General features: G+C 52.0%; 11 protein-coding genes and 1 tRNA gene. 5 read left to right on the forward strand and 7 right to left on the reverse strand.

Annotated elements, in window-relative coordinates; translation table 11 throughout:
- The first annotated feature begins 158 nt into the window (after positions 1-158).
- The gene (ilvD, locus tag AC2FNE_RS17690) at positions 159-1,991 is read left to right on the forward strand and encodes a dihydroxy-acid dehydratase (protein WP_496805914.1); all 1,833 of its coding nucleotides are present in this window, start codon (positions 159-161) and stop codon (positions 1,989-1,991) included.
- Positions 1,992-2,382: 391 nt separating this feature from the next.
- Here the strand turns inward: ilvD and AC2FNE_RS17695 are convergent, their stop codons facing one another.
- Positions 2,383-3,201: a sulfotransferase family protein gene (locus AC2FNE_RS17695; protein WP_170607419.1), complete on the reverse strand. Its 819-nt coding sequence runs from the start codon at positions 3,199-3,201 to the stop codon at positions 2,383-2,385.
- A gap of 143 nt (positions 3,202-3,344) precedes the next feature.
- On the opposite strand from AC2FNE_RS17695, the gene AC2FNE_RS17700 reads away from it, so the two are divergent.
- Complete coding sequence (locus tag AC2FNE_RS17700) at positions 3,345-4,922, forward strand: DUF5928 domain-containing protein (RefSeq protein ID WP_496805915.1); 1,578 nt, start codon at positions 3,345-3,347, stop codon at positions 4,920-4,922.
- A gap of 9 nt (positions 4,923-4,931) precedes the next feature.
- On the opposite strand, the gene amaB is transcribed toward AC2FNE_RS17700, so the two are convergent.
- Together amaB and AC2FNE_RS17710 are read right to left on the reverse strand one after the other, a co-directional pair.
- Positions 4,932-6,428, reverse strand: a complete 1,497-nt coding sequence (gene amaB / locus AC2FNE_RS17705; protein WP_437436828.1) for an L-piperidine-6-carboxylate dehydrogenase — start codon at positions 6,426-6,428, stop codon at positions 4,932-4,934.
- 18 nt (positions 6,429-6,446) lie between these two features.
- Positions 6,447-7,553, reverse strand: coding sequence for a saccharopine dehydrogenase family protein (locus AC2FNE_RS17710; RefSeq protein WP_496805916.1), 1,107 nt, complete (start codon positions 7,551-7,553; stop codon positions 6,447-6,449).
- A 391-nt stretch (positions 7,554-7,944) separates the two neighbouring features.
- Here AC2FNE_RS17710 and AC2FNE_RS17715 point away from each other — a divergent pair, with 391 nt between their 5' ends.
- Both AC2FNE_RS17715 and AC2FNE_RS17720 read left to right on the forward strand, forming a co-directional pair.
- The gene (locus AC2FNE_RS17715) at positions 7,945-8,598 is read left to right on the forward strand and encodes a GNAT family N-acetyltransferase (protein WP_367648202.1); all 654 of its coding nucleotides are present in this window, start codon (positions 7,945-7,947) and stop codon (positions 8,596-8,598) included.
- Between the two features lie 90 nt (positions 8,599-8,688).
- Complete coding sequence (locus tag AC2FNE_RS17720; protein ID WP_496805917.1) at positions 8,689-10,458, forward strand: adenylate/guanylate cyclase domain-containing protein; 1,770 nt, start codon at positions 8,689-8,691, stop codon at positions 10,456-10,458.
- A gap of 52 nt (positions 10,459-10,510) precedes the next feature.
- Here the strand turns inward: AC2FNE_RS17720 and AC2FNE_RS17725 are convergent, their stop codons facing one another.
- From AC2FNE_RS17725 to AC2FNE_RS17740, 4 genes are all read right to left on the reverse strand, one after another.
- On the reverse strand, positions 10,511-11,425 hold the full coding sequence (locus AC2FNE_RS17725; RefSeq protein ID WP_170607407.1) for a pentapeptide repeat-containing protein: 915 nt from the start codon (positions 11,423-11,425) through the stop codon (positions 10,511-10,513).
- A 145-nt stretch (positions 11,426-11,570) separates the two neighbouring features.
- Positions 11,571-12,866, reverse strand: coding sequence for a gluzincin family metallopeptidase (locus tag AC2FNE_RS17730; RefSeq protein WP_496805918.1), 1,296 nt, complete (start codon positions 12,864-12,866; stop codon positions 11,571-11,573).
- 58 nt (positions 12,867-12,924) lie between these two features.
- Positions 12,925-14,250, reverse strand: a complete 1,326-nt coding sequence (locus AC2FNE_RS17735; protein WP_496805919.1) for a TfuA-like protein — start codon at positions 14,248-14,250, stop codon at positions 12,925-12,927.
- Positions 14,247-15,425 carry a YcaO-like family protein gene (locus AC2FNE_RS17740; protein WP_254442625.1) on the reverse strand — a complete coding sequence of 393 codons (1,179 nt, stop codon included), beginning with the start codon at positions 15,423-15,425 and terminating at the stop codon, positions 14,247-14,249. Before AC2FNE_RS17740 ends, AC2FNE_RS17735 begins: the two co-directional genes overlap by 4 nt.
- 527 nt (positions 15,426-15,952) lie before the next feature.
- On the opposite strand from AC2FNE_RS17740, the gene AC2FNE_RS17745 reads away from it, so the two are divergent.
- A tRNA-Thr gene (locus AC2FNE_RS17745) sits at positions 15,953-16,028 on the forward strand.
- Positions 16,029-16,146: the final 118 nt, after the last annotated feature.

The following is a 16,146-nucleotide window of genomic DNA, read 5'->3' on the forward strand; positions in this document are numbered from 1 at the left end:
CCTGACGCCGCTCGCACATCCCTAAGTTTAAGGGTGATTTCATCCGATTCCATTTCAGCGCCTTGCGATTTCACTTGTGCGTTATAACGCACATGTGGTACGTGCGCTATAACATACAAGCTCAGATACCGCATGCAGGGCAAAAGGGAAACAGTATCATGCCATTGTACCGATCCAGAACTTCTACCCATGGCCGCAATATGGCCGGCGCGCGCGGTCTATGGCGTGCGACTGGTATGGGAGACGACGATTTCGGCAAACCGATCATCGCCATCGTGAATTCGTTCACCCAGTTCGTGCCGGGTCACGTCCACCTGAAGGATCTGGGCCAGATGGTTGCGCGCGAAGTCGAAGCCGCTGGCGGGGTCGCGAAAGAGTTCAACACTATCGCTGTCGATGACGGTATCGCGATGGGTCACGATGGAATGCTGTATTCGCTGCCTTCTCGAGAAGTTATCGCGGACAGCGTCGAATACATGGTCAATGCCCATTGCGCGGACGCGATGGTCTGTATCTCGAACTGTGACAAGATCACTCCGGGCATGCTTATGGCAGCAATGCGACTTAACATTCCAGCGATCTTCGTTTCGGGTGGTCCGATGGAAGCCGGTAAGATCGACATCGCCGATCTGGACGTCAAGAAGATTGACCTCGTCGATGCAATGGTTGCCGCTGCGGATGATAAGTACACCGATGAAGAGGTGAAACATATCGAGGAAAACGCATGCCCTACTTGCGGCTCATGCTCCGGAATGTTTACCGCCAACTCGATGAACTGTCTGGCCGAAGCATTGGGTCTGGCCCTACCGGGCAACGGTTCGACACTTGCCACACATGCTGACCGAAAGAACCTCTTCCTTGAGGCCGGACGTCGGATCGTTGAAATCACCAAGCGGCATTATGAGCTTGACGAGAAAGGGTTTCTGCCCCGCGAGATCGCCACTTTCAAAGCATTCGAAAATGCGATGAGCCTTGATATCGCCATGGGTGGTTCAACGAATACCGTTCTGCACCTATTGGCAATTGCGCACGAGGGCGAAGTCCACTTCACCATGAGCGACATGGACCATCTCAGCCGCAAAGTACCCTGTCTGTGTAAGGTCGCACCGAACACTGAAAACGTTCACATGGAAGACGTTCACCGTGCTGGCGGAATATTCTCAATCCTAGGAGAACTCAGCCGAGCAGGATTGATTCACGAAGAATGCAGCACGGTCCATTCTGCGACGATGGGCGAAGCGATTGCCAACTGGGACATCAAGATTGCCAATAACCCCAAGGCGCAGGAGTTGTTCAAAGCCGCACCCGGAGGCGTACGCACGACACAGGCTTTCAGCCAATCAAACCGCTATAAGGAGTTGGATGTTGACCGCGAGAACGGAGTAATCCGATCCAAAGAACACGCGTTCAGCCAAGATGGCGGTCTAGCAGTCCTTTTCGGCAATATCGCCCGCGAAGGGTGTATCGTTAAAACAGCAGGCGTCGACAAACACATTTTGAAATTCACAGGCACGGCCTATGTTTGCGAAAGTCAGGATCAGGCGGTCAATGACATCTTAACAGGCAAGGTCAATGAAGGTGACGTGGTCGTCATCCGTTACGAAGGACCGCGTGGCGGGCCTGGAATGCAGGAGATGCTCTATCCGACCTCATACCTGAAATCCAAAGGTTTGGGTAAAGTCTGTGCGTTGCTCACCGACGGGCGTTTCTCGGGAGGCACCTCGGGGCTTTCCATCGGGCATGTATCGCCCGAGGCTGCAGAAGGTGGCGAAATTGGACTCGTCAACAACGGCGACACGATCGAAATTGATATCCCCAATCGAACTATTCATCTGGCCGTTTCTGACGAAGAGCTAGCAGAACGCCGGGAAGCTCAGGAAGAACTGGGATGGCGGCCTGCGGAGCCACGCAAACGTAAGGTTTCGACTGCGTTGAAAGCATATGCAAAGCTTACGACCAGCGCTGCGAAAGGTGCTGTGCGTCAAGTCTAACTGATCGCGTTCTCTTTGTCAGATGGAAAGCAAGAGGTGTTCAAAGTTGTATTTTTTACACATTTTACCGTTTAGGTTGTAAATATTCGTGCAGCTCCTAAGTTAGAAAAACTCACAGATTAGTGAGGAAATCAAAATTGTTCATAAGGAGAATAGGAATGGGAAAAGGTTCACCTCAAAACGACCCAAAGGGTGCAGGATACCCATCGCAGACCGGCAAGTCGTCTGGCGGTGGCCGCGGCAATGACAAGCCGGGGGGGAAGAAGTAACCTGATTTTTTTCTATCAACGAGTAGAAAACCGAAATCAGAGTTCAGTTTCTTTTAGTGCGCTGCGCGGAGACGACCTTCGCGTAGCAAACTCAAAAATCTGTTTTTCGAACTTCAAAAAAGTCAATCGCCCAATTTGGCGTGGACCTCGTCCAAATCAATCTCAGATACCGGCATCTTATTGCTCGGGTTCTCAAAATCATATTTGAATAATTCAAAATCCTGTTTGTAGATTTCATAGACAAGGTGCATCGATAAATCGTCAAAGTAGTCTTCGACGGGATGCGCTCGTTTGGGGCCATGACCCTCGGATTCGTTAAAGCGCGGAATTTCGGACAGCGTTACTTGATGCTTCGTTTCCAGGTGATCGAGAACATCCTGCATGCCGTCGTTGAATTTCTCGGTCCAAAATATGCGATCGTATCGTCCGCCATTTGCTATCAGGGTTGAGACATGCCCTGACATGGCAGACCAATGAATATCAGGATCCATCGGTCGGCGCCAAAGGATCGTATCTCGAGCAAAGAGTAGAAACCTGCGAAAGCTGGCAATTTGATCGAAATCTCCTTTGCCGTCCTCACCACCAACTTCGATCCCGTAGTTGTAGATCAACGTTGGAACCAGATTACCGCGGTAACGTTTCCCGTTTCGCTGAATGCCGCAAATCTTGTCAAAAAACGAACTCAGGATGCGGGTATATGGGTTTCGAACGCAAGTGAACGTATACGAACCGTGAGACCGTACGTTTCGGGTGATCAAACCCTTGCTTTCGTCAAAGGCCCATTTGTGTAATCCGCTCGTCGCATCGTGTATATCGCCTTCAAAGAATTTGCCGTGATCCGAATAAAACATGATCTGGCCAATCGTCGAGCAGGCGCATTTAGGCACAACTCGGTAGACCATACTTTGGCTCTCGGTCATCCATGTTCCGGGAAAACCCATCGACTGCGCCTCCTCTGCCGGTCGCGTCTTAGAACGACACCCCCGCATTTGAAATCAAAGAACCAAAAATATTCTGTTTATTCAATCGTTCATCATAAGTATCACGGTTGCAAACAGGCAGAAACGGAATTTGCGGAAGTCCAATGGCAAAGATTGCCTTCATCCTTTTGTGCCATAAAAACCCCGATGCGATCATCGCGCAGGCCAATCAACTGACTGCCGCCGGCGATTGTATGGCAATCCACTTCGACGCGCGCTCGGGGCAAGCGGAGTATGAACGCCTGTTTGCTGCCTTGGCCGACAACCCCAACGTCACTTTCGCCGCAAAACGGGTTAAATGCGGTTGGGGGGCGTGGTCGCTGGTTCAGGCGACATTGAATGCTTTGCAAGCGGCGACCGAAGCATTCCCACGTGCCACGCATTTTTACATGCTGTCTGGTGACTGCATGGCGATCAAAACCGCCGAATACGCGCATCGCTTTTTGGATGATAATGATGCGGACTTCATTGAAAGCCACGATTTCTTTGAGAGCAATTGGATCAAGACCGGTATGAAAAAGGACCGGTTGATCTATCGGCATTACTTTAATGAGCGAACTCAGGCGGGACGGTTTTATGCAAGTTACGAGTTCCAGAAAAAGCTGGGCCTAACTCGCGATATCCCCCGAGATATTCAAGTTATGATCGGCAGTCAGTGGTGGTGCCTGCGTCGCCGGACGGTGGAGATGATCCAAAAGTTTCTGAACGACCGTCGCGACGTAGTCCGGTTCTTCTCCACAACGTGGATACCGGATGAAACCTTTTTTCAAACTTTGGTTCGCCACCTTATCCCAAAGGAAGAAATCGAAAACCGTACGCTGACATTTCTGATGTTTTCAGACTATGGAATGCCCGTCACATTTTACAATGATCATTATGACATGCTGCTTCGTCAGGACTATTTGTTCGCCCGCAAGATCAGCCCTCATGCCCAAGAACTAAAAGACCGATTGGGACAGCTGTACGCCGGCAAGGACGTAACCTTTCAAATTTCGGATGAAGGTCGAAGTTTACACCGCTTTCTGACCAATCGCGGACGCGTAGGTCGCCGATTTACCCAACGCTTTTGGGAAACGTCAAATACACTTGGGCCGGATCGGGATCTATATTTAGTTACTTGCAAAAAATGGCACGTGGCCAAGCGACTTGTGGATCAGATCAAGACAGAAACCGACCTTCCCTGCCTTCACTACGTATTCAACGAAGAGAACACTCCATTACCGGATCTGGGCGGGATTGAAACCACATTGGCGAAACGGTCCCGACACCGCCGTGCAGTTGTAAACATGCTTTACGACCATTTTCGGCGCGACAGGCTGGTATTGTGCGTCGACCCCGGCAGTATCGAGATCATCCGAGATTTCTGCGCCGACCAAGTCAAGCTGCACGTACTAAACATCGCCTGCGAGTTTTCCAACGACTACCTTGCGGGGCATGCCCTTCGGGTCGGCCTGATTGGCGAAAGCAGCCCAGTTGAGTCCGTGCAGCGGATTTTGCCGACTCTTCGCAACGAACTGTCTCACGAAATCGAACAGATCCGATCAGCATCTAAGGAAGAGTATTTTCGTATCTCAGAATCACAGAACCGGGCCAACAACGTCGCTGAGTTGGCCCGATTCTTGACAGTTTCTAATAAGAAAGCCGAAGCTATTTTGAGTTTGGACTACCTGTTCAGCGACTGAATGAAGAAATCAAATGTCGAATTTGACCCCTTGTGCCAAGGGTAACTCAGCAGAGTAGTTAACAGTGTTTGTCTGACGGCGCATGTAGGCTTTCCATGCGTCGGAACCACTTTCTCGACCTCCTCCGGTTTCCTTTTCTCCGCCAAACGCTCCACCAATTTCAGCCCCTGACGGGCCGATGTTTACGTTTGCGATACCACAGTCAGATCCTGCTGCGGTCAGAAACTGCTCGGCCTCGCGCATGTTCAGGGTAAACACACAGGAGGACAGCCCCTGCGGGACATCATTTTGGAGATCGATGGCCTCTGAGAACTCATCGTAGCCCATAACGTAAAGGATCGGGGCAAAGGTTTCAGTTTTGACCGTCCGAGTTTGGCCTGGCATCTCGACAATTGCGGGTTCCATGTAAACGCCAGCGGGTACACCCTCTGTCACGCGTTTACCGCCGAACACGATGCCGCCTTCGGCCTCGGCGGCGCTTAGAGCGGCTGTCATCGCAGCACCGGAGGCTTCGTCCACCAATGGCCCGACCAGTGTTCCTTCGCTCAGCGGATCGCCGATCGGCAGGCCGGAATATGCTTTCTTCAACCGAGCGACCAACTCATCTTTTATCGAGTTGTGAGCAATCAAACGGCGGAGCGAGGTACAACGTTGCCCAGCTGTGCCAACAGCAGAAAAAACGACCGCCCGAACCGCCATTTCAAGATCGGCAGAAGGTCCGACGATCATCGCGTTATTTCCGCCCAACTCCAAAATGCATTTGCCGAACCGTTGAGCCACAACCGGCGCAACAGCGCGACCCATACGGGTGGATCCAGTTGCGGAAATAATCGGAACATCTTCGCTTGCGACCAGAGTTTCCCCTAAATCTGTTCCACCAATTACCGTTTGCAGCAGTCCGTCAGGCGCGTCGCCAAACCGAGCCAGCGCACGCTCGAAAACCCTCTGGCAGGCCATGGCGGTAAGTGGGGTTTTTTCAGACGGCTTCCAAATCACCGGGTTACCGCAGACAAGGGCAATTGCGGCATTCCATGACCAAACGGCCACCGGAAAATTGAAGGCAGAGATGACACCAACCGGGCCAACCGGATGCCAAGTTTCCATCATTCGATGTCCGGGGCGTTCCGAAGCGATGGTCAGGCCGTACAATTGGCGCGACAAACCAACGGCAAAGTCGCAGATGTCGATCATCTCCTGCACCTCACCCTGCCCTTCAGACGTAATCTTACCGACCTCCCAACTGACCAAGGCACCCAGATCGTTTTTAGCTGCACGCAGTTCCTCACCCAGCAGCCGTATCAACTCACCCCTTCGTGGAGCAGGTACAACGCGCCAATCACGAAAAGCTGCCTTTGAACGAGCAATGATAGCGCCCATCTCAACCTTGGAGGTCTCGTTCACCGTGGCCAGCTGCCTTCCATCGATTGGGGAAGTCACACGCAAGGTTCCACCGCTTAAGTCAGCGGCCGTCAGATCCAGATTCGCCAAAACAGTGTCTACAGTCATCATGACATCTTTCATTTCTCAGGCAGCCTTGTTTTGTTGAGTTACGTTGCCAGCGCGGTACAGCCGGCCAAATTCTGTATTCAGAAACTCGGGTAACTTGACTTGTTCCTGTCGAATAAATCCTTGCGACGGCAGCACACCCGTCCGCATTAAATCCACAACGCCCAGCACTCCCGCAGCGGTTGTTACCTGAATTGCACTCCAAACCCGCCCGTCTATGGTGCGCGCGAAGGATTTGTTGATCAAAGATTTCTCGCGCAGCGATCCGTCGATCGTGCCACGTGCAGTGCAAAAAACCAAAACCACATCTTGATCCGTGCGTGGCAACGCATTCTCGAAAATGTTTTTAAGAAGGTCCTTGCGCTGTCCCAGCCCTAGGTCATTTAACAGCAAACGCAAAATATCCCGGTGTCCAGGATAGCGAATTGATCGATATGACACAGCCTGCGCTTTGCCTTCCAGGGTTTCGGGCAATGTTCCAAGCCCTCCCGAGGTGTTAAAGCATTCGTATTCCACCCCGTCATGGCCAAAGATTTCATAATCCTCCAACGGGGCAGTTTTGACGCATTGGCCATTTACGATTGCATCGCAGGGATTGCAGTATTCGTTGATCAAACCGTCAGTCGACCACGTCAGATTATATTTCAGAGCATTGGTTGGATACAAAGGCAGGGCGCCCACCCTCATATGCAGGCTGTCTATCTCGTCGAACTCTGCTGCCAGGGCAGCGCCGGCGATTCCGACAAAACCAGGTGCAAGGCCGCATTGCGGCATCATTGCGGTTTGGCTCTTACTTGCCAGCTCGCGCACTGCCTGCGTTGCCGAAACATCCTCGGTAAGATCAAAGTAATGAGCGCCGACCGTGCATGCGGCTTTGGCGATTGCCGGAGTCAGAAAAAACGGGGCTGCGGAAATTACTGCATCAAATCCCTGCAACCCACGTATTAGATTGTCATCATCAGATGCATCAATCTGCCGTGTCGAAACACCCATCTTATTTAGTGCTGACAACGCAGCAAGATCATGATCAGCTATTGTTACTGAATAGTTCGCCGATGTTTTCAGCAAGGTGGCGATCATCTGCCCGATCTTACCTGCGCCGACAATGCAAATGCTCCAAGTCACGAAATGCCTCCATTTGTTGTTTCTTTTGATTATGAAAGGCAATTTGTTCGTTTCGCAGGGGTAATCATGACGAAATTCACGCCAGTGTCAGCGTTTTGACGAAAACTTCGGCAATATGCTGGCTGGCGAGACTGGAATCGATGGGTGCCATGACTTTCTCCACCTAAGGTAGACGGGCTGAGATCAAGCCCCTCAAGCCAAACGTTTGACCCATTAGTACTGAAAAACTGGATACGATGTTGATCGCGAAAACCACCAGATTTGGCCGGATATTATGTGTCCAAGGGTATTTGAATGCCCGTATTTGGAGACAAAAATTACTTCTTTCTCTTTTCAGGCGGTTTTGTGCTATGGTCTCAAGATAGTTTATACATTTAAAATTCTGGAGGATGTGAGTCCTTTGTCGGAAGCCCAAATTAGGAACTACAGGCTGCGCCCTCTGGAGAAGGTGGACCTGGAAACGGTAGTGCGTTGGTTTCAAGACGTTGAGGATTTGTCGCTTTTTGACCGGACCTCGCGCGTCCCGTTGAACCATTGGCAGACCGAAGACGCATGGAAGGACGTGATCGACGGATCTCATGCCGGATGCAAGTGTTGGTTTGTTGTCGAGACCGCCGAAGGACTGCCCTTGGGTTTGACAGGTTTAGAAGCAATTTCAAACATTAACCGCGATGCCGTTATTCCGCTGTTCGTAGATAAGTCAGCCCGTCGTATGGGTATTGGAATTCGCGCGGCTGCATTGACTCTGGACTTTGCATTTCGACAACTAGGGCTTCATCGGATCACGTCCTATTACCGCGCAGACAACCACAGCACACGGGACCTTGTTAGTCGGTTGGGTTGTCAGGTCGAGGGGAATATGCGGCAAGCGTGGTTCGCAGACGGGCGGTATCATGACATGGTCGTGGTGGGAATACTTCAACAGGAGTGGAGCAAACGGCGAGAGGAGTTGGCCAAAGAGCTGTCCAACAACATAACTATTAGCTTTGGTGACGGCGCATCAGATAGCTGGTGCTGGCCGCCGAGAGGTGCCAAGCTTGACTAGGACATTAAGATTCGCAACGCTCTTTCAAAACAAAATTCTGCTATATCTTGTTCGTCAGTATCGCCGAAAAGTTTTAGCTGAGTGCCCACTGTGAACAGTACACATTCTCAAACAACGATCAGGCAAAAGCTGGGCGCCGTCGTTTTCGCGGATGTTGTTAGCTATTCGCGGCTAATGAGCGAGAATGAGATGGCTACGTATAACGCGTTGAAGTCTCTGCTATCGCAGTTGGAACAAGTCTGCGAGCAACATCAAGGCCGGGTAATCGAGGTCCGTGGCGACGGAATTCTGGCGCTTTTTGAAACTGCCACCAGCGCAGTCGAATTCAGCGTGGAATTACACCGGATAGCAAGCCAGCACAACCAGGCGCGAGATGACGATCAACAGATCAAGTTTCGAGCAGGGGTTCATTTGGGCGAGGTCCTGATGGACGAGCGGGGCATTCACGGCGACAACGTCAACATAGCCGCACGATTGCAGGAAATTGCCGAACCCGAAAGGGTTTACGTCAGTTCGGCAGTCTACGATCAGATCCGAAACCGGCTGCGATATGGATATGAGTTCCTTGGACCCAAGCAACTTAAGAACATCCTGTCACCGGTCGCAACCTATTGCGTACGCAGCGAGATTGAAGGCGCAACCATGGCTGCAACTCTGCGACCCGAAATGCAGCTCGAGGTGTTAGAACGTCCAGACATCCCATCTGTGGCGGTGTTGCCTTTTGCAAGCCAGGGCAGCGATGAGGACGATCATTGGGTCGCTGAGGGGCTGACCGACGACATTATCATGAACTTGTCCAAGTTCCGGAACCTATTCATAATCGCGCGGAATTCGTCGTTCTTCTTCAAGACACAGTCGATGCCTCCACAAGAAGCAGCGCGACGGCTGAATGTCCGCTACGTGGCTCGCGGTAGTGTACGCAGGTCGTCCAGCCGAATCCGCATCACAGCCGAGCTAATTGACGCCAATTCTGAACGAACGATTTGGGGAGAACGTTTCGACCGCAAAATCGACGACATATTCGACATTCTGGACGAAGTTACAGAATGTATCGTAGCGGCCACTGCAGTTATGATCGAAAGCCACGAAAAGCAGCGAATGGTCCAGTCTGTACCGTCCGACATGCAGGCCTATGGATCGGTACTACAGGGGCAGCACCATATCCTGAAGTATACGCGGAACGATAACCGCAGGGCCCAGCACTGTTATGAGTCTGCACTCCAGCGCGACGGCGGTTATGCGCGGGCAGCGGCGGCGTTGTCGCGGACGCTAAATATCGATTGGCGGTATTCATGGACTGAAGACCCAAACAGCGCCTTGGACAAGGCCTTAAAGCTCGCACAACGGGCAGTCGAATTAGACCCGACTGACGCTCGCGGATTTGGCGAACTCGGTTATGTGCAGCTTTATCGTAAAGAACATGACTCAGCTATCGAGTCTTATAAACGGGCATTGCAACTTAATCCCAATGACGCAGATATGCATTCTGATTATGCTGACGCTCTGGCACATTGGGGTGACAACGAAGCTGCAATAAAACATATCCAACAGGCGATGCGACTGAATCCGTATTTTCCTGACCAATACCTCTGGCACTTGGGTGGCGCCTATTACAATCTGAAACGCTATGACGACGTAATTTCAGCGGTCAACAAGATGAATAACCCGACAGAAGGTCAGCGGGTTTTGGCCGCCAGCTACGCTCAATTGGGCAAAATGGATATGGCGAGGCAGATCGCCGACAAGCACCGCGCGGCTCATCCCAACTTTTCCCTTTCTCGCTGGGCGGAAGTTCAACCCGATCGTCTGGCGGACGATACCCAACATTTTGTTGAAGGTTTGGAAAAGGCAGGGTTCTGAACGTGAAAAAGGGCGCACGTCAAATGCGCCCCTTGCCTTATTTTAAGAGTGATTATTCGCCGCGAGCCTTTGCACCGCTGACTTTTGCACCACTCACTTTCGCTCCGCTAACCTTTGCACCGCTGACTTTCGCGCCGCTGACTTTGGCGCCGCTCACCTTGGCTCCGCTGACTTTGGCGCCGCTCATCATAGGCGCATCATATTCGAAATAGACGTCCAGAAGGACTTCTTCGATCTGACCAGCTGCAATGTCCATACGGATCGTGTAATCAGCTTGATCGTAGTTCCAGACACGGATGTCATTGGCCATCTGGTAATCCGCTGCCGCAACACCAGAAACCGAAGGATCCAGAGGCGCACGTGCCGTTTGCCGCGTTGTATCGGGGCCACCAGTGTTTTCCAGATTGAAGCCGCGCGGAAGGTTGCCCCCAGTGGCGCTTTCTCCATGTCCATGCACCAAGAATATCGTTGGCTCCGGCAGTTCGTAATAAGTTCCATCATATGCAAAGCCATAAATCCGGGCCAGGCGAGCATCGCCTCCGAACTGATCTCCGATGAAATTATTCACTCCACGACCGCGCCTGCGATCATCCTGTTCGATGAACAATTGTCTATTGTGAGTGTTGGAATCCTGTAACCAGAACGTATGTTTAAATTGGCGACCGCGCCGCACATAAACGTAAGATTGATATTGGGCTTTCTTCCGCTTGTCTAGGTTGAACGCACCAGCACCATCATCCACAACTTTGTAGATCCCAGATTCGTTATTGGCAGTGTCACCCTTTTGAACCAGAACCCTGTCGTCCAACCGGACTGTCACCCCATCAATAGTTGTGAAGCCTGTGGGCAGAGAACCCGCCGCCGGAATTTCAACCGCTAGGCGAACGGATTTCTGTTTTAGTTTTAGATCGCTTAACTCTCTTCCAAACAATAATACTTCTGAAAAACTGAGTAAGGACTCAGACATATCAATTTCTCCCTATGGTAAGAAAGATGACGTCGTAGACCCCATCCACCCCTCTAACGCATCAATGCGCGCTCAGTCTCAAATATCATCCCTTGCGCACAAGTTGCCACAAAACGCGGCCAAAAACAAAGACTTTCAGGTCGTTCTACTCTGGTTTCAATGTTCGAACTGAAGATGCGTGGCTGGTCCCATCCGGTTTGCTCAGACGCGGACCGGGTCTCGTCAGCCCAATTTCGCGCATTCTAAAGTTGCCTTCAATGATCCTGCGAAAAGCACCTCCGGTGATCTCCTGATCAACGACCAACAGCGCACGCTCAACTCCAAAATAACTGAGCATGTCTGCATCCAGCATCTCCCACGCGTCGGCGAGATATGAACCCAAAAGATCCCTGGCCTCGACCAATGCAATTCTGAAACCCTCTGGATTTTCCGCGTAATGCTCGTCGAACAAGTCCTGCATTATCTCGTTATATTCCGGGGTACCCTCAAGTTCATCCGACAAGTCCTCCATCTCGGGATCAATCACGTCGTGCGCCACCAACCTTTCGTGATAGATATCCACCAAGATGTCGAACATCGCGCCGGTCAAAGGTTCCGATAGCGCATGTTCACTGGACCACCCGTGTGAAAACTCGGACAGAACCCGGTCGTTGGCAGCGATCCTAATCTGCGCATTTTGAGAAAGTTCGGCAAACCGACTGAGGCGGTTATAGGTGTATAGGTTTCCCCTCGTGTTTCTAAGCAAGTCTTCGACAACCGACCCGAAATGCAGCGATGCAAGCAAAGCCACCATGTCCGCTGCGGATTCATGGAATCCGTAGTACTCGCCCGATGCGTCTCCGTCGGACGGCAAACCGATGACGCTGTATATTATTGCATGTCCAATTTCATGCGCCACCACATCAAAATTCAAGCTATATGGGCGGTATTCTTCCCCATGCTCAGTTGTCCCACCGGTTTCCAGAAAACCCCAACCGATATGCGCGTTGTCGAGGCTTGGCAGTAAAGACAATTCCAGCCGATCAAAGTCTTGTTCGAAATGCCACGGTATAGGCCGCCCGAAATACCCCTCCCAAACATCCATTGTGAAATACGCGGACCCAAACAAATGCGCGGCTTCAAAAGCCGGATCAGACGGATCTATGTGAATGAAATTGCCGAACTCATCCGGTTCAGGCGGCGGAAGAATGTATCCGTCCCAAGCTGGAAGGTACATCTGCGGCCCGTCAGGTCCCGGGATCATCGCCCCATATGGCGTCGTCTTGCCAATCGGGTTCATTGCGTACATCCGAGGCCCAGAAGGGCCTGGGCCGATAGAGCCTTGCGGCGCAGAGATTTCAACCATCTCGGGTTTCATGCCCGGTTCCAGAAATGGCGATTGCGGATACAAAAGGAACCGGGTGCCCGGTATCTCTTCTTCAGCAGTCACAGACCAGCCCATCTGTCTCCCCCTAGGATTTACCAAGCGGCGCGGCACCGATTAAATCCCAATGTCCGCGTTAAGCCTGGGACCTGTCAAAATGACAAAACAAGTATTCGGCTTCAATCAATTCAATCAACTCTTCACGCCCTTCCAGACCAAGAGCGGCTGCATAGGATTCAAGATCATCAGGTACGTCACGGTCAAGACAAGTTTCAAAATACCACATCAGGATCTGGGTCCGATTGGTCGGGGCTCTTGTCTCGCCTGCATCAGTCTGATCTTGCACTACCAACGATTTTCGGTGTGCTCGGTCCTTCAAATCCGAATAAACTCCATCGCGCCGCAGCTCATCTATTATGGCAACATTCAACGTGTGATTACGCTCGGCGATTGCCGCATCGGTGTGGCACTGATCAGCAAGCAGTGTCTCGTATTGTTGCAAAGTCAGATCATTGTCTTCCAGCCACGACATCAGATCCGAGCGTCGTGGCAGACCCGCTTCAAAGCGGTGGCGCGACATTTGCTGAACCAAATCGTTGCGCTGCAATTGGCGTTCAGCTCGGCGTGCTTCTTCTCTCGACAACAGGGCAAGAGCCGCTCTGTCCCGTAGGCGCGCGTAATGCGTCGGGGTAAGCCTTAATTCATCTACCAAAGCAGCGTCACCTTCGATTCCCAAGGGGCGTTCGGCGTCAACGCGATCGCAAAGCTCGCGCCAAGCCAGCGTCCGTTCGACTCGGGCAGGTTCACCAACAAGCTGCGCAGTTCCGCCAAGGTGTTGGGCCATCATTGACAGCATCTCGCGAGCGTCGTCGGCCTTTACGTCAACGCCACCCTGCGGCAGCCAATCAAGGAAAGCCTCTATTCCAGAAAGTCCGGCGGCGGAGCCTGTGATCCTGTCCCAACCTCGGTCGCGATAATTCAGTTCCTTCGTCAATCGCACCAGTTCAACAGCTGTATCAGGAGGCAAAACGCCTTCTTCCCGCGCCTTTGTTACAGTTGCACGGACCGAGACCATAGGCTCGCTCAAAGGTTTGAACCCAAGTTCCGCGGGGCCGTGAATAACAGCAACTTCATCGTCGTCGAGGATTGTGCCACTCAAGTAATCCTGGAACACGCGGCCCACACCGATCATACCAAAGTCTGCCAATTCGGCGGCACGTAATGCACCCATGCTTGCGCTACCGTAGACCGGAATACCCTGTTCCATCGCCCACAGAATTTCCTTATGCCAAACGGATGGAACCCCATCAAAATACCCATCGATAATTCCGATGGCTTTGGGATTGCTTTTGACTGCACGATAAACGTCACCCTGCTGCACCGGAGGCAGAATAGTCGCATCAAGAATTTCCGAAACACTGTTGGCCGAAAGTGTTGGCCCTACAAACACAATTACATTCATGCGTGCACTTTCGCGGCCTGTCTCGCACGTGGCCCTGCCACGAAATCCGGGTCGTCATGCGGTGCCTCAAGACCCGGGATTACAGCCCGAACAACCGAGATGTCAATTTCAGGTCGCGAAAGGTCTACGATCACAATCTGCGGTATTCCAACAATGGAAAGCTGAGTCTTAATAAGAGCCAAATCTTCGTCAAATGAGTCAGTCATATGTGTCGGGCACATCCTGAAATCCTCGCTCGCCGCGGAGTTTTGGATCAGATCCTGAATGTACTGTCCACGCCAGGATCGAGATGAACTTGAGAATTCGTCTGGATCCAGATCGTCTCTTGCACCAGATATGTAAGTCAGTCGGGTTTGCGCAGCTTCGGTTAACGCCCGCAACAGCGCGATGGATCGGTCCGGGTGACATCCATCCCCAATACCGATATGGCCGGATACGGCACCCAATTCGCAGATAACGCAACGGAAACTCGCAATCCCAATATCCGAGGTTGTGTTCCAAATACCAAGGTCCAAGCCCGCTGCAGCGATCCTTTCCATCGCTTGTCGGCACCTTTGATCCTCAATTGTCCCGGGATCGATGCGCGCCTGAGGACCTCGGAAATGCCAAAGCGTTGTGGCGTCCCGCTCAATCAGTTCACAAATTGCATGGCAAGTTGCCTCTGTCAGATCATTCCCTGACGCTAAACCATTGGTCGTTCTAGGAAAGGCCCGGCGGCCACTGACTGGCGATGAGGTGTAATCTGTGTCTACCATCTCATAGGGAACCCAGCAAGGGCGTCCCTTCGTCAAATCCTGCCCCTTGACCCATAGGATACTGGCATGCGGGACGAAACGACCGCCCGTGACCTCTGGCAGTTTGTCAACCTCAACGACATACTCAGTCTCAACAAGGTCGGAATAGCTGGCGAGGCGTAGACCCAACTCGATCCGTTCGGCATGCCAGGATTCAATCGCTTCCATTACCCCCGAGGCTTGGGCCGCACTCAAAGAGAGCCCCTTGCCCAGTGAGACCGCAACCGAACGCGAATTGGGTCTTGTTACCATGACGGTGGGCAAGCCGATGCGGTCCAATCCGGTAATGTTAGCGATGCGGGTTATGCCCATATCCTTGAGAAATGGCTGTACAACGGCCAGAGTTTGTTCCGGATCCCGCAGTCTGTGGGTGTCGTGCATATACGTCTTCTGAGAATTTCCAGGCATACGCTAACCTTGCTATTCCATTGAAAAAGAACCCGAAACCCCGACAAAACAATACCCGAGGTCCGTAACGGTTCGGGTTAGGATGCTGAATCAGACAGCGTGGGTCAACAGCGCCGGTTTTTCAGGTATGTTTTTATTGAATGATTGATCCCCCTTGCACGGACTGGTCTCTACAGTTAAATCGGCCTTCGCATAGCCTCAATGGCTCAACCGTTAGAGCAGATCCTTCATAACCAGCGGGTTCATTCGCAATTGACGCTCGAGGCCAGTAGGTTAGAGAAGGCGCGCAGTAACGAGTAGGGCCATAGTAGGGCCGCGGAAAAAGAAGGAGGCCGCTGTAGCTCAGCTGGTAGAGCACGTCATTCGTAATGCGTGTCAGATGGGCGAAAGCCGCTTATGAAACATACGGTTAGGCGTGGCTTCGCCTCTCCATTACAAGGATCTTACAAGACAGAGACTGTCTTGATTGGATCACACCGCGCTGATAAATCGGCGCAGATGCCGCAGTAGCTCAGCTGGTAGAGCAATGCATTCGTAATGCATGGGTCGGGGGTTCGAGTCCCTTCTGCGGCACCACCATTTCTACTAACTCGCTGTTAATCAATTGGTCGTAGGTTCGATCCCTACCGCCGGAGCCAAAATCTCTCTTAGATAACAAGAGAGTAACGAGCCGCCCCTAGGGGCGGCTTTTGGC

The sequence above is a fragment of the Ruegeria sp. YKSD179 genome, assembly GCF_059612885.1.

Coding starts and splice junctions, on each gene's coding strand:
- AC2FNE_RS17730 (WP_496805918.1), bottom strand. CDS start 12,866: ATGGGCTGGTCTGTGACTGCTGAAGAAGAGATACCGGGCACCCGGTTC.
- AC2FNE_RS17735 (WP_496805919.1), bottom strand. CDS start 14,250: ATGAATGTAATTGTGTTTGTAGGGCCAACACTTTCGGCCAACAGTGTT.
- AC2FNE_RS17695 (WP_170607419.1), bottom strand. CDS start 3,201: ATGGGTTTTCCCGGAACATGGATGACCGAGAGCCAAAGTATGGTCTAC.
- AC2FNE_RS17725 (WP_170607407.1), bottom strand. CDS start 11,425: ATGTCTGAGTCCTTACTCAGTTTTTCAGAAGTATTATTGTTTGGAAGA.
- AC2FNE_RS17740 (WP_254442625.1), bottom strand. CDS start 15,425: ATGCACGACACCCACAGACTGCGGGATCCGGAACAAACTCTGGCCGTT.
- AC2FNE_RS17700 (WP_496805915.1), top strand. CDS start 3,345: ATGGCAAAGATTGCCTTCATCCTTTTGTGCCATAAAAACCCCGATGCG.
- ilvD (WP_496805914.1), top strand. CDS start 159: ATGCCATTGTACCGATCCAGAACTTCTACCCATGGCCGCAATATGGCC.
- amaB (WP_437436828.1), bottom strand. CDS start 6,428: ATGACTGTAGACACTGTTTTGGCGAATCTGGATCTGACGGCCGCTGAC.